The organism is Cupriavidus sp. 22TCCZM04-2 (assembly GCF_057798895.1).
Genome location: NZ_JBYOJS010000007.1, coordinates 71,956 through 86,167, shown reverse-complemented (window position 1 = coordinate 86,167; position 14,212 = coordinate 71,956). Strand labels below are relative to the sequence as shown.

The window sequence follows — 14,212 nt, the reverse complement described above, 5'->3', positions numbered from 1 at the left end:
CCCCCCCCCCCTTTGACCAGCAGATGGCAGGCAGGGCCAGCGTCAGGACACGTTTCGACGCCGGGCCACCTGATATATCACATATCTGATAGGATGCCCGTGAGATCCACGCAACCGGCGGCGCGCGGTTCAGGGGAAGTCGCCGGTTGAAAACCGAGTCCAGCCGAACATGACAACGACGATTGTTTACACCCACGCCGCCTGTCTCGAACACCGGCCGGGGCCGCACCATCCGGAGTCGCCAGAACGCCTGAAAGCCGTCGTGCAGGCGTTGCGAACGCCCGAGTTCGCTGCGCTGGCATGGCGCGATGCGCCGATGGGCACCGTCGAGCAGCTGCAACTGATCCACGATTCGCACTACATCGACGAGATCGCGCAAAGTGCCCCCTCGCGGGGATACGTGCCGCTGGACGCGGGCGACACCGTCATGTCGCCGGGCTCGTGGGAGGCCGTCATGCGCTGCGTCGGGGCGGCTTGCGCGGGGGTCGACGCGGTGATGGACGGCCAGGCGCGCAACGTGTTCTGCGCGACGCGGCCGTGTGGCCATCACGCTGAACCGGCGAAGGCGATGGGCTTCTGCATTTTCAACCAGGCCGCCATCGCGGCGGCCTACGCCTTTGAGGCGCACAAACTCGAGCGCGTCGCCGTGGTCGATTTCGATGTGCATCACGGCAACGGCACCCAGGCGGCCTTCTTCAACCGCCCCGAGCTGTTCTACGCCTCCAGCCACCAGTCCCCCTTCTATCCAGGCACGGGAGCCCGGTCCGAGACAGGGGTGAACCACAATATCGTCAACATCCCGTTGCCGCGCGGCTGTGAGCCGGCGCAGTTTCGTGCCGCGATTTCGGCCCTGCTGCTTCCCGCGCTAAGGGCGTTCGCCCCCGACATCGTCATTGTCTCCGCTGGCTTCGACGCGCATCGCCTGGATCCGCTCGCCGGCATGAACCTGGAGGACAGCGACTTCCACTGGATCACCCGGGAACTGATGCAGATTGCCGACGAAACGTGCAACGGCCGCATCGTGTCGATCCTGGAAGGCGGCTACAGCCTGGACGCATTGGCCACGAGTACGGCGGCGCATGTCAGCGCGCTGATGGCGTAAAGGTGTTGGGCGGCAGCGCGCCTTTATGAGAAGATTTGTGCGCCACAAGCGCCACGAAACATAACCGGCTGCCGCATTGCAGCCGATTCTTTTCATACGTGCCAACACAAAACCACAGGCACGGTTATTCATTGGCGTCTTGGGCAATGTCGTCAGCACGGTTCGCTTACGCAGCATTTACCAGGAGACTCCATGAATCCGAAGCCAGGCTTGCGGTGGTTCACCGCCGCGATTGCATCCCTCTGTCTGACGACCAGCTTCGCGCCGTCATCGTACGCGGCTTCCGTGGCGCCGGTCGCCGCCGAGAACGGCATGGTCGTCACCGCGCAGCACCTGGCTACCCGAGTCGGCGTCGATGTGCTGAAGCGCGGTGGCAATGCGGTCGACGCCGCCGTGGCGGTGGGTTATGCGCTGGCCGTGGTGTATCCGGCCGCGGGCAACCTCGGTGGCGGCGGATTCATGACCATCCAGCTGGCCGATGGCCGCAAGACATTCCTTGACTTCCGGGAGGTCGCGCCCAAGGGTGCGACGGCGAACATGTACCTGGACAAGGACGGCAACGTGATCAAGGGCGCCTCCACCAAGGGACATCTGGCCGTGGGCGTGCCCGGCACCGTGTCAGGCATGGAGTACGCGCGCCGCAAGTATGGAACGATGAAGCGCGCCGACCTGATCGCGCCGGCCATCAAGTTCGCGGAGAACGGCTTCACGCTCCAGCAGGGCGACGTGGATATGCTGCTCACCGCAACCAAGGACTTCGAGCAAGACCCGGCTTCCGGCGCAATCTTCCTGAACAAGGGCCAACCGTTCCAGGTGGGCCAGAAGCTGGTTCAACGCGACCTGGCCAAGACGCTGCGTGCGATCAGCAACGGGGGCACCGAAGGCTTCTACCAGGGCTGGGTAGGGAAGGCGATCGTTGCCTCCAGCCAGGCTGGAAAGGGCCTGATCACGCAGGCGGATCTCGATGATTACAAGACGCGCGAACTGGCACCGGTCGAGTGCGATTACCGTGGCTATCACGTCGTGTCGGCGCCGCCGCCCAGCTCGGGCGGCGTGGTCATCTGCGAGATGCTGAACATCCTGGAAGGCTACCCGCTCAAGGACCTGGGCTACCACTCCGCGCAGGCGGTGCACTACCAGATCGAAGCCATGCGCCACGCCTATGTCGACCGCAACAGCTACCTGGGCGATCCTGACTTCGTAAAGAACCCGCTGGACCGCCTGCTGGACAAGAACTACGCGGCGAGGATTCGCGCGGCGATCGACCCGAAGAAGGCAGGCGTTTCGAAGGACATCAAGCCCGGCGTGGCGCCGCATGAAGGCAGCAACACCACGCACTACTCGATCGCAGACAAGGACGGCAACGCCGTTTCCGTCACGTACACGCTCAACGACTGGTTTGGCGCGAAAGTGACGGCGGCTACGACGGGCGTGGTCCTGAACGATGAGATGGACGACTTTACCGCCAAGGTCGGCGTGCCGAACCTGTACGGCCTGGTCCAGGGCGAGGCCAATTCCATTGCCCCGGGCAAGCGCCCGCTCTCGTCGATGAGCCCGACCATCGTCACCAAGGACGGCAAGCCGGTGATGGTGGTGGGCACGCCAGGCGGCAGCCGCATCATCACAGCGGTACTGCTGACCATGATCAACGCCATCGACTACAACATGAACGTGCAGGAAGCCGTGGACATGCCGCGCTTCCATCAGCAATGGCTGCCGGACCTGACCAATGTGGAGGACTACACATTGTCCCCGGATACGCGCAAGATCCTGGAAGACATGGGGCATCGCTTCGGCCCGCCACAGCCTGCCAACCACCTGGCGGCCATCATCGTCGGCGCACCGGCTCTCGGTGGCAAGCCGGTCGGGAACAACCGGTTCTATGGCGCCAATGACCCGCGCCGCAACACCGGGCTCGCCGCCGGTTATTGATTCGGCATTGCACGCTGGACGCCCTCTGGGCGGACAGCAGGCAGGCGGCGCGAGACCAGTCGGCTCGCGCCGTTTGCTTTTTCAGCGTGGCGGGATCGGCCTGCCGTCACGGGCAACAATGCGCATTCCGCCTGAGTGGCCCATAAGGCTGCCCTCCTCCGCCGGCTCACGTGACGCTTTGATCCCCTTCTTCCCCATGGCAAGCAAACCGCGTGCAACCTGGGATAAGGTATTGGTGCGAAGGCGGACGTCGGCATTATTATTCTGAGATATACGTGGAGTCGCCAATGGATCACAAGATTGTCGCGTCGAAGGCTTCGACCGGGATACCCGGTCTCGACGAAATTCTTGGCGGCGGATTTTCCCGCGGACATGCGTTCCTGCTGGAGGGAAGTCCCGGCACGGGCAAGACGACGATCGGCCTGCAGTTCCTGCTCGCAGAACCGAACGACGCGGCGCTGTACCTTACGTTGTCGGAAACCGAACTGGAATTGCGGGAAGGCGCAAGTTCGCACGGATGGCTGCTCGGCGACAACATCACGATCTTCGAACTGGTTCCGCCAGAAAGCCTGTTAAGTGCGGAGCAGCAGCAGAGCCTGCTTCATTCGTATGATCTCGAACTTGGCGAGACCACCAGGCAGATATTCGAAGCCTTCGAGAAGGTGCGCCCCGCAAGGGTGGTGCTGGACAGTTTGTCGGAGATACGGCTGCTGGCACAGAGTTCCCTGCGCTACCGCCGACAGATCCTCGCCCTCAAGCATTACTTTTCGCGCCAGGGCGCAACCGTCCTGCTGCTTGACGACCTGACCGCCGAGTCGATGGACAAGACGGTCCACAGCGTTGCGCACGGGGTCGTCAATCTCGAACAGCTGGCCCCGGAGTACGGATCCGAACGCCGGCGCTTGCGCGTCTCGAAATATCGCGGCCAGGCATTCCGCGGGGGCTATCACGATTTCACCATCCGGTCCGGAGGCGTCACGGTTTTTCCGCGTCTTGTCGCCGCAGAACATCGCACCGAGTTCGCGCGCACGCAGATGAAGTCCGATATACCGGAGCTGGATGCCTTGCTGGGCGGAGGCCTGGAACAAGGCTCCAGCGCGCTGATCCTTGGGCCGGCAGGCACCGGCAAGAGTACCTTCGTGTTCCAGTTTATTGCGGCCGCCGTTCGCCGCGGCGAGCGCGCGGCCGTCTTTGTATTCGATGAAGAGCTTGGCCTGCTGTTCGAGCGCACCCGCGCCGTGGGTATCGACCTGCAAAGCATGCAGGCGTCGGGCGCACTGCATATCGAGCAACTCGACGCGGCCGAGCTTTCCCCCGGCGAGTTCACCCATCGCGTGCGGGAGCGGGTGGATTTTGCGCATGCGAAAGCCGTGGCCATCGACAGCCTTAACGGCTACCAGGCTGCGATGCCCGAGGAACGCGCGCTCGTCCTGCACATACACGAGCTCCTGCAGTACCTGAACCGGCAAGGCGCCACGACGTTCCTCACGGTGGCGCAACACGGCCTGGTCGGGGACATGAAAGCCCCGGTCGACGTCACCTACCTGGCCGACACGGTCATCCTGCTTCGCTACTTCGAAGCCTTCGGGAAGGTGCGCCGCGCCGTGTCCGTGGTCAAGAAGCGCGCCGGCGCCCACGAATCCACGATTCGCGAGTTTGGCATCGGCGCCGCGGGGCTGCACCTGGGCAGTCCGCTGGAGCACTTCCATGGCGTGCTGAGCGGGGTGCCAAGCTTCATCGGCGAGCGCGGGCCTCTGCTAGCGACGGAGCGGGAACGCAATGCCTGACGGGTCGCAAACCGTGCATCGCGCGTTGGTCGTGGCGCCGCTGGGTCGCGATGGCGCCATCCTGCTTTCGCTACTGCATGACGTGGGCGTCAGCGCGCAGTCGCTCCCCGACCTGGCGTCCTGTGAAAGCCATCTCGATGACGACGTGTGCTTTTGCGTCATTACCGAAGAAGCCCTCCTTCAATCGCCGCATCGTGGCCCGCTGCGATGGCTGGCCGCTCAACCGAGCTGGTCGGACCTGCCGTTCATCGTACTGGCCCATTCGCAAGGCAGCGCGCATCGCATCGACATTGCGTCCCATATCTGCACCCTGCTCGGCAACGTGACATTCGTCGAGCGCCCCTTCCATCCAACGACCTTTGTGAGCGTCGCGCGCACCGCGGTGAAAACGCGTCTGCGCCAATACGAGGCGCGCGCCCGTATTGAAGAACTGAAGGAGGGCGAGCAGCGCTTGCGCACCGCGCTCTCGGCGGGACAACTGGGATCCTGGGAACTTGACCTGGAACGTTGGACGCTGACGGCTTCCGATGTCTGCAAGGCCATGTTCGGACGTTCCCCGGCGACCCCGTTTCGCTACCCGGACTTGCTGGCGAGCGTCCATGCGGAAGACCGTCCGGCGATGCAGGCCGCCGTCCGAAAGAGTGTGGAGACCGGCGCCGAGTATTCGACCGAGCATCGGGTCGTGTGGCCGGATGGATCGATCCATTGGGTCGAGATGCGCGCGAGGCGCGTGCAGACCGCCACGGCGACGGGCCAATCCTATCGGCTGGTGGGCGTCTCGCGCGACATCACCAGCAGCAAGACCGCGCAGCAGACCCTCAAGCTGCTGAACAGCAGCCTGGAAGCCCGTGTGGCGGAGCGCACGGCTGCGCTCGAGCAAGCGCACCAGAAAATCCTGGAGGAAATTGCCCAGCGCGAACGAACGGAGGAATTGCTGCGGCAATCCCAGAAAATGGAAATGCTGGGACAGCTGACCGGCGGTATTGCGCATGACTTCAACAATCTGCTGATGGCAGTGCTCGGCAACCTGGAGCTGCTTCGCAAGCAGGTTCCGGCGAATGCCCGCGTGACGCGCCTGATCGACGGCGCGATTCACGGCACGAACCGCGGTGCCGCGCTGACCCAGCGCTTGCTGGCGTTCGCCCGGCGGCAAGACCTGACCATCGGGCCCGTTGACGTCGGGAAACTCCTTGGCGGCATGCATGCGCTGATCGAGCGTTCGGCCGGCCCCGGCATCGAACTGGTCACGGCGCTATCGCCAGACATGCCCATGGCATTGGTCGACGCGAATCAACTGGAGCTGGCCATTCTCAACCTGGTCGTCAACGCGCGCGACGCCATGCCCCGCGGCGGCATGCTGACGATCCGTTCGACGGTCGTAGATGCGCCCGCGGCGGCCGATCTTGCTGCCGGAAGATATATTTGCCTGAGCGTCACCGACAACGGCGCGGGCATGGACGCCGCCACGCTGGCGCGGGCCACCGAACCTTTCTTTTCGACCAAGGAGATCGGCAAGGGAACCGGCCTGGGACTCTCCATGGTCCATGGGCTCGCGCGGCAGCTGAAAGGCACGCTACGCCTCAGGAGCGAACCGGGACGGGGAACCAGCGCCGAATTGTGGTTGCCCGTGACGGACAAGGCCGAGAGCCTTGCGACGGTCGCGGAGGCTGCCGGGGACACGCAGGGCGTGAAAGGCCTGACGATCCTCGTCGTCGACGACGACCCGCTGGTGTGTGCGAGCACCGCCGCCCTGCTGGAAGACCTTGGACACGTCGTCATCGAGGCGGAAACGGGTGCGCAGGCGATCGATATCCTGCGTGAAGGCAATCCCGTCGATCTCCTCATCACGGACTATTCGATGCCCGGCATGACCGGTGTCGAGTTGGTCAGGGCCGCCCGGGAGCTATCACCGGGCTTGCCGGCATTTCTTGCGACCGGCTATGCAGAAGCACTGGCCGACACCGCGCCGGAGCTGCCGAAACTGCGAAAGCCTTATCGGCAATCTCAGGTCGCTGCCCAGATCGCGGAGCTCTTCGGGTCTCGCGCGCAGGCGGTCTCTCGGGCGGTCTCTTCTACGGACGGGAAGCGGCGCTCAATCATTCTCGTGGTCGACGATGACCGCATCGTCCGCGAAAGCACGGCCGCGATGCTGGAGGACCTTGGATTCGACACGATCGAAATGGAATCCGGCGAGGAGGCGCTCGACCTCTTGCGCACCGGCCACACCGTGGACCTGATCATCGCGGACTACTCGATGGGCGGGATGACCGGCACCGAACTGGCGCGATCGGCCAGGACCATCCTCTCCGACTTGCCAGTACTGATTACGACCGGCTACGCAGACATACCCGTTCACAAGGATGACGCGAAGCTGCCGATGCTGCGCAAACCCTATGGCCCGTCGCAGGTCATGGGAGAGATCGAAAAAATTCTCGGCTCGCGCCGGCCGCTTGCGTGATCGGCCGGCAACGGCGCCATGATGGCCCGCCGGCGCACGCCACTTCACAAACGGTTACAACCCCGCACGCGTGGAACCCCTATGCTCTCGTCCGCAAGCGGCCAGCGGTGGCCAATGCATGACGGAGCGAACTCAATGGGCAGGATCGGGGTACTGGGCCTGGTGGCGTCTGCAGCGACGCTGTTGTGTGCTGGCGGGAATGCCTTCGGCCAGCAGGTCGTGGGCGGCATGGGCGAGCCGGTTCATGTCGGCGCGTTCGGTACGCATGCCGATAGCCCACTGGCGGTCCGCAATCCGGGGACAAGACCATCGGCCAGGGCGCGGCGCCCACGCAATACCGGGATGACGGGCGCGCCTGCGCGGCAAGCGACACCTACCTTGCCGGGAAGGCATCTGCGCTAGCCAGGGACGGCGCGAAGCCGTCGCAGGCAGCTGCCGATGCCCTCGCGATGCATCAAGCCGCGGGTTTAGCCGTGGTGGTCTTCGTCGTGGTGGTCGTGATGACTGTCATGGTGGTGGTGATGATGGTGGCGGTTCCACTCGTCACGTTCCCACCAGCGATGACCATCCCAATAGCGGTCGCCGTGCCAGCCCGCGCGCGTGCCGGCCGCAATCGTGGCGGGCCGCGCGTGGTCGACCGGAGCCGGCTGGACATAGACCGGCGCGCCCCGTTCATCCACATACTCGCGCGCCAGCGCAGTCGTGGTGGCGGCCGCGGCAAGCACCCCTAGGGTCAGGCAAGCAGCGTAGCGTCGGATCATGATTTACCTCCTTAGAAGACGAACCAGTATCTTCAATCTACGGCGCAAACCCCGCCCGCCATCTGCCATGGCGGCTGAAAGCCTTGTCGGTGCCTGTCCGATATCGCGACACGCAGTCGAGCCCGCTGCGAAAACGCATGCACATTTTTCCGATTCGCCGGGCGGGCGCTGGTTGAAGGGATTCATCGCTACAACCAAAGTGCCCGCCGCAACGCTTGGGGCAAGCACCGCGCTCTTGTTGCCTACCCGGGAAACAGCGCCATCTGCCCGGTCAGCAGCGTCTCGAAATCATCATCGAGGAACGGCAGGATCGCATCGGCAATCGGCTGAAGCTGCCTGGCGACGTAGTGGCTGTAGTCGATCGGCGCCGCGCGCGCTTCGAGCGGCTCCGGCCCGGCTGTGGTCATCACATAGCTGATCCAGCCGCCACGCTGGTATTGCAGCGGGCGGCCGTGGCGTTCGTTATAGGCATCGGCCATGCGCGCGGCGCGCACGTGCGGCGGCACATTGCGCTGGTAGTCGTCGAGCCTGCGGCGCAGGCGCTTGCGATAGACCAGCTGCTCGTCAAGCTCGCCGGCCAGCGTGCGGCGCACGATGTCCCGCACATAGTCCTGGTAGGGCTCGCGGTTGAAGATCTTTTCATAGAGCGTCTGCTGGAACTGCTGGGCGAGCGGCGACCAGTCCGTGCGCACGGTCTCCAGCCCCTTGAACACCATCTCCGCCCGGCCATCCGGCCGCTGCACCTGCCCTGCATAACGCTTCTTGCTACCCAGGTCCGTGCCGCGGATCGTCGGCATCAGGAAGCGCCGGTAGTGGGTTTCGAACTGCAGTTCCAGCGCGCTGTCCAGGCCATGGGCCTGCGCGAGGTGCTCGCGCCACCAGTCGTTGACGTGGGCGACCAGGCTGCGGCCGATCTGTGCGGCGTCGGCCTCGGTGCGCGCGCGGCGCAGCCAGACGAAGGTGGAATCCGTGTCGCCATAGATGACCTCGTAGCCGCGGGCCTCGATCAGCGCCCGGGTCTGCTGCATGATCTCGTGCCCGCGCATCGTGATCGACGAGGCAAGCCGCGGGTCGAAGAAGCGGCAGCCGCTCGACCCGAGCACGCCATAGAACGCGTTCATGATGATCTTGAGCGCTTGCGAGAGCGGCTTGTTGCCGTCACGCTTGGCGATGTCCCGGCCTTGCCAGACCCTGGAGACGATTGCCGGCAGGCAGTGCTTCGTGCGGGAAAAGCGCGCGCCCCGGAATCCGGCCACGGAGTCGGCATCGTCCGGATGCGCCAGCCCCTCCACCAGCCCGACCGGGTCGATCAGGAAGGTGCGGATGATGGACGGATAGAGGCTCTTGTAGTCCAGCACCAGCACCGATTCATACAGGCCGGGGCGCGAATCCATGACAAAGCCGCCGGGACTGGCCTCCGGCGCCTTCTCGCCGAGGTTGGGCGCTACATAGCCCTGGCGGTGCATCAGCGGCATGTACAGGTGCGTGAAGGCCGCCACCGACCCGCCGCTGCGGTCCACCGGCAGGCCGGTCACGGTGGCGCGCTCCAGCAGGAACGTCAGCAGCTCCGTCTGCGCGAAGATCCGCGTCACCAGTTCGCAGTCGCGCAGGTTGTAGCGCGCCAGGGCCGGCTTGTCGTGCTCGAACATGCGGTCGATGGCGTCCATGCGGTCATAGGGGTTGTCGATCGCCTTGCCTTCGCCAAGCAGCGACTGTGCCACCGATTCGAGGCTGAACGACGGAAAGCTCCAGGTTGCGGAGCGCAGCGCCTCGATGCCGTCGATGATCAGGCGCCCGGCGGCGCCCGCGAAATAATGCTGCTGGCTGGTGTGTTCGCGCCATTCCATTTCCGCGCCGCCACGGCCAAGGCGCAGGGGAATCTTCAACTGGCGCGCATGTTCCTGCAACACGCGCAGATCGAACTGGACCAGGTTCCAGCCGATGATCGCGTCGGGGTCGTGGCGGGCCACCCACTCGTTCAGCCTTTCGAGCAGGACCTGCCTTGTGGCGCAATATTCGAGCGAGAAATCGACCTCCGCGGGGGCCGGCGGTGCCGCGCCCAGCATGTAGACCTGGCGCTGGCCGCAGCCTTCCAGCGCAATCGAATAGAGATCGCCGAACGCGTTGGTTTCGATGTCGAGCGAGACCAGGCGCAGCGTCGGCCGATAGTCCGGCGCGGGCTTCATCTGCGCGTTGCGCAGCACGCCGCTGCTGTCGGCCTCGCCGGCGTAGGACACCGGCGCTGTGATGAAGCGCTCCATCAGGAAGCGCTCATGCGGACGGATATCGGCTTCGTAGACATCCACGCCGGCGTCGCGCAGCGCACGGCTGTGCTGGCCCAGTTGCCGGTACTGGCGGCAGTAAAGGCCCAGGACGGGCCTGCGCTGGAAATCCCGGAGACCGAGCGTGCGCAGCTCGGCCTGGCCGTCGCCGTGCAGCATCGCCTCGGCGCGCTCGCGCTGCGCCTCGGGGACGAACGCAATGGCCGGCTGCGGCGGCAGGCGCAGCAGGCGCGGTCCGTCGTCGGTCGCCAGCCAGAACTCGACCTCCGTTCCAGCCGGCGTATCCCGCCAATGTCGGGTCAGGATAAAACCCTGTTGAAGTGCCACGCCGCAAACCTTAAGAACCGCTCCGGGCAGGATTCTAGCGGAGAGCCGGACCCGGAACCGATCAGGCGCGGAACAGCATCGCCAGCCGCACCAGGTCGACGACGCGGCTGCACTGCATCTTGGCCTTCAGGCTGGCAATCTGCTTGCGGACGGTGTGCTCGGAAACCGAGTTCGCCACCGCGACCTCCTGCGGCGTGCATCCACCTACCAGTGCGGCCAGCACGCGCGTCTCGGCCCGGGTAATGCCGAACTCCGCGACAAGGCAGGACAGGTCAAGCGCCTGGCCCGCGGTGTTCCGGCGCAACCGGACCAGTGCCAGCGGCTCGCCGACCAACTGCAGCGTGGCCGGAGCAGGCGCGATATCAAGCGAAAGCGAATCTCCCGACGACAGCGCGACCGACGCGTGCGTGCGTGAGCGGGTCCGCATGGCCAGGCGCAGCTGATCGAGGACTTGCGCACCGACCGCGCCGTTCGGATGCGACAGGCGCCCGTGCCGGATGGTCAGCCCCTGCCGGCTGTCGAACAGCGCGCCACACGACGGCGACATCCGCACCACCGTGCCGCCCTGCGACATCAGGCATACGGCCTCGCCAAAGGCACCGAACGTCTCTTCCAGAACGTCGATGCTCTGCGCAATCAGGGCTTGCTTGGTAGCCAGCGCCGCCCGGAACGCACGGACATACGTGCCGATGTCGCCACGGCTCAAGCGCTCGCGCGCGCCCGTCTCGACTGACGCCCGCTGGAAGCTCATGGCGGTCAGGCGCGAGCCATTGCGCTCGAGCAGCAGCGCCAGGATCTGGCGCTGGCCGTTGGGTCGCAGGTAATCGTTGTGGAACGCCGAACGCAGCAGCGTCGCGCGTGGAATGGCCTCGTTGCTGTCGATCCAGGCGCCCACGTCCTGGTTCGCGGCCACATGCGTCAGCAAGTCGTGCCTGTGGAAATGTTCTTCGTATGCCTTCAGCGTGGCGTCGGCCAGCCCGACATGGCTGACATGCATGAGATCGCGGACCCCATCGACCATGAGGAACGAGCCGGAATCGGCGCCGATCAGGTCGCGGGTGGCCGTCAGGATATCGGCCCACGGCGGCGCGGGCTCCGCAATGCAGGCCACCGCCTCCATGGCCCGGTGAAAATGGATAGACGAAGGCACGTAATTCCCCCCCTGTGCCTGATGAATCATTTGTTTGCCTGATCGCAATGGTCGTCAGGCTATGTTCTGGTGATTGGCCGCATTGTGGTGCGGCTGGCGTAGCGTAGCAGAGGCGCCGGGGGGAGGCGCTAAGCACTATCACCTAAGAGCGAGTTTGGAAAACAGTGCGTCGAGGCACCAAAGCCTTCGGCGGCGATCTCCTGCTGCGCGGCGCGCCGCATTGGCGATCAGAACCTGCCCGGGGAAGAGCTTTTTGGCTTCGGCGACATAGCGCTGGTAATCGTCGCGCCGGAAGACTCCGGCAACCGCATGGTGCCTAGCCCTCGCAACGGAACGTTCCGCCGTTCCAGGCGACGTTGCCGTTTCCGGCCTTGATGTTGCCGGGGCTCTCGCACGCCGCCCATTCCGCGGAAGCCTTCTTGAGCGTGACGATTTCCCTCCTGCCGGGAGCGATCGGGCCAGCGCCACAGCCAGTCATGCAATTGCCCTGGTCGAACCACTCCACGAACACACGGAATGGACAGTGATTCTCGAACACCGCCCTATCCTTGACCCTTGTCCCGTCGAGCGTCACACACGAATTGGCCAGCCGGTAGGTCTTCCCCGGCGTACTGGTATCCGTGCCACCGGTTGCCGTGCCGCCAATTGCCGTGCCACCGGTTATCGTGCCGCCGGTTATCGTGCCGCCGCAACCGCTCAACGAAATGGTCAGCAGTGCCACGCAAGCGATCCTGTTCATGGTAATACCCTCCCGCGTCCCGCGAGCAATGCCGCCTGAATGTGCACGGCAGGCGGCTCCAGATAAACGGCAGATCAGGGCGACCACATGGGCGACGGACGTTCGCCTGGCAGCCGTGCGCTCTCAAGCGTAGAAAATCATTCCAGGCGTCGCGTCATCGGAACCGATGACAAAAGGAAGGCTGCTGAGCGAAAGCTCATCGGCAGAAGTGCTACTTCGGAGCCAGGGCGCAGAGGTGGTGACAAATCTTGTCACTTCCTGGATCGACGAGTGGCAAAATTTGACCCGCCATCCCATCAAGACCCAGCGTCAATGCCGCAAGCGAGGGTCGTCAGCCAACTTGAGCGCTTATGTGGTCGTGAACTCGATGCTGACGTCTTTGGACTCGCCAATTCCACGCGGTATGGCCAGTTCCTGCCATGTCCGTCTGGACTCGCTATCGACGCACGGCGATCCTACCAGCAAGTATCGGCGCCCACTGGCAGTCACACCGATTCCCGTACGGCGGTTGAAAGACTCAATCGCAGTGCTCACCCTGTACTCCTGGTCTTCAAGGCAGTACCCCACGAAATGCTTTCGGCCAGAGCCTGTCTCGCGTATTCCCCACCGCACGATTGTGACTACTGGGTGTGTGTCAACAGCGGCAATCACCTTGTTCTTCATTGGGTGCCCTATCTCGGATTCACTGCGGACCATGGCCACGAAGAATGCGGTGGTCTGATGCTGCCGCTTTAGTGCCGCCAGGTTGAAAGTAGCGTTCGCGCACCCTTACGCAAAGGGCATGCCAAGTCCCAAGACGGTTGGTGATCCCCCCCTCGAAGAAATGCTTATCCGACTATGCCCGCTTCAGCGGTGGCGTTTGGCGGTCGGGTTTGGCAGCGGTGGTGGGCTAAGGCCTGCGCTGCAACATTCCGCGCAGGTTTTTTTGTTATTGGTCTTGTCCGTCATCGCTTCCGATGACGCGGCGTTCAGAACGATTTCATAAGCTTACGAGCAACCCGAATTCCTACAGAACCGAGGTGCGCGGTGAATAACCGACGCTCCGTCGGACCGGATGTCGGGTAATGGCCGAAAGCTAGCCAACTCAGTCATTCACGGTCAACCAGGCAACGAGCGCGATGGCTTCTGCGAGAGTGGGCTAGGGACTCGCAGTCTGCCGCCACCGATACGGAGCCGCTGATGAATCCTGATCCCGTTCTGCGCACAACCTGGCGCCATGTTCTTGCCATTGGCGCACTGACATTCTGCGCTGCCGCACATGGCGAGCCGGCGGCAACGCCGGAACAGAAATTCCCGCCCGGCTACCTGGAAGCTTGCTCGACCGGATACGACAACGGTCAGGCCACCCACGAACCTGCTCCAGACAAGACGCAAGCCATGACCCCTGGTCCGGTGCTCCGGACCTCACTGGTTGCCCACCCTCCAACCCCGGGTTCTTCGCCAAACAAAGCCAAGACCGGGAAGTGACCAGGCGGATTTCAGGATAAAGAAGGGACATGCCGATCGCGTCGACATGTCCCTTTTCCTATCCTCCCACCACTCGGAAGATGTGCCGGATCCCCGTGGCTCATCTTGAGGCAGCGCATTGGCTGGAGCAGAATGGCATGCAATCCGCGAACGCTGCAGCGCCGTTCTGCGCAAGGCGTTCCTTTGACGGGTATTCCAAATTTTCGC

At 64.1% G+C, this 14,212-nt stretch carries 10 protein-coding genes; 5 read left to right on the top strand and 5 right to left on the bottom strand.

All coding sequences use genetic code 11. From position 1 onward, the window contains the following. The first annotated feature begins 169 nt into the window (after window positions 1-169). The 4 genes from AC3FKG_RS12880 to AC3FKG_RS12865 all read left to right on the top strand — a co-directional run bounded on the left by AC3FKG_RS12880 (window position 170) and on the right by AC3FKG_RS12865 (window position 7,279). Window positions 170-1,102 (top strand): histone deacetylase family protein, encoded by a 933-nt coding sequence (locus AC3FKG_RS12880; protein WP_488743264.1) that lies wholly within the window; start codon window positions 170-172, stop codon window positions 1,100-1,102. A 192-nt stretch (window positions 1,103-1,294) separates the two neighbouring features. Beyond that, complete coding sequence (gene ggt / locus AC3FKG_RS12875; RefSeq protein ID WP_483713907.1) at window positions 1,295-3,034, top strand: gamma-glutamyltransferase; 1,740 nt, start codon at window positions 1,295-1,297, stop codon at window positions 3,032-3,034. A gap of 212 nt (window positions 3,035-3,246) precedes the next feature. Beyond that, entirely contained in the window at window positions 3,247-4,821 is a 1,575-nt protein-coding gene (locus AC3FKG_RS12870) for an ATPase domain-containing protein (RefSeq protein ID WP_488743263.1), read from the top strand. Continuing rightward, a complete protein-coding gene (locus AC3FKG_RS12865; protein WP_488743262.1) occupies window positions 4,814-7,279 on the top strand; it encodes a response regulator in 2,466 nt (821 codons plus the stop codon). The genes AC3FKG_RS12870 and AC3FKG_RS12865 overlap by 8 nt, the downstream gene beginning before the upstream one ends. 132 nt (window positions 7,280-7,411) lie before the next feature. Here AC3FKG_RS12865 and AC3FKG_RS12860 read toward each other — a convergent pair whose 3' ends face one another. From AC3FKG_RS12860 to AC3FKG_RS12840, 5 genes are all read right to left on the bottom strand, one after another. Continuing rightward, window positions 7,412-7,546, bottom strand: a complete 135-nt coding sequence (locus AC3FKG_RS12860; protein ID WP_483713903.1) for a hypothetical protein — start codon at window positions 7,544-7,546, stop codon at window positions 7,412-7,414. A gap of 200 nt (window positions 7,547-7,746) precedes the next feature. Next, window positions 7,747-8,040 (bottom strand): hypothetical protein, encoded by a 294-nt coding sequence (locus AC3FKG_RS12855; RefSeq protein WP_483713902.1) that lies wholly within the window; start codon window positions 8,038-8,040, stop codon window positions 7,747-7,749. 242 nt (window positions 8,041-8,282) lie between these two features. Continuing rightward, on the bottom strand, window positions 8,283-10,649 hold the full coding sequence (locus AC3FKG_RS12850) for a DNA polymerase II (RefSeq protein ID WP_488743261.1): 2,367 nt from the start codon (window positions 10,647-10,649) through the stop codon (window positions 8,283-8,285). Between the two features lie 61 nt (window positions 10,650-10,710). Then, window positions 10,711-11,799: a helix-turn-helix transcriptional regulator gene (locus AC3FKG_RS12845; RefSeq protein WP_488743260.1), complete on the bottom strand. Its 1,089-nt coding sequence runs from the start codon at window positions 11,797-11,799 to the stop codon at window positions 10,711-10,713. A gap of 316 nt (window positions 11,800-12,115) precedes the next feature. Further along, window positions 12,116-12,520 (bottom strand): hypothetical protein, encoded by a 405-nt coding sequence (locus AC3FKG_RS12840; protein WP_488743259.1) that lies wholly within the window; start codon window positions 12,518-12,520, stop codon window positions 12,116-12,118. A gap of 1,197 nt (window positions 12,521-13,717) precedes the next feature. Between AC3FKG_RS12840 and AC3FKG_RS12835 the strand changes: the two genes are divergently transcribed. After that, window positions 13,718-14,005, top strand: a complete 288-nt coding sequence (locus tag AC3FKG_RS12835) for a hypothetical protein (protein ID WP_488743258.1) — start codon at window positions 13,718-13,720, stop codon at window positions 14,003-14,005. Window positions 14,006-14,212: the final 207 nt, after the last annotated feature.

What these genes read in the sequence shown, in the direction of transcription:
- AC3FKG_RS12880 (WP_488743264.1), top strand. Translation starts at nt 170, where the DNA reads ATGACAACGACGATTGTTTACACCCACGCCGCCTGTCTCGAACACCGG.
- ggt (WP_483713907.1), top strand. Translation starts at nt 1,295, where the DNA reads ATGAATCCGAAGCCAGGCTTGCGGTGGTTCACCGCCGCGATTGCATCC.
- AC3FKG_RS12865 (WP_488743262.1), top strand. Translation starts at nt 4,814, where the DNA reads ATGCCTGACGGGTCGCAAACCGTGCATCGCGCGTTGGTCGTGGCGCCG.
- AC3FKG_RS12860 (WP_483713903.1), bottom strand. Translation starts at nt 7,546, where the DNA reads ATGCGTACCGAACGCGCCGACATGAACCGGCTCGCCCATGCCGCCCAC.
- AC3FKG_RS12855 (WP_483713902.1), bottom strand. Translation starts at nt 8,040, where the DNA reads ATGATCCGACGCTACGCTGCTTGCCTGACCCTAGGGGTGCTTGCCGCG.
- AC3FKG_RS12835 (WP_488743258.1), top strand. Translation starts at nt 13,718, where the DNA reads ATGAATCCTGATCCCGTTCTGCGCACAACCTGGCGCCATGTTCTTGCC.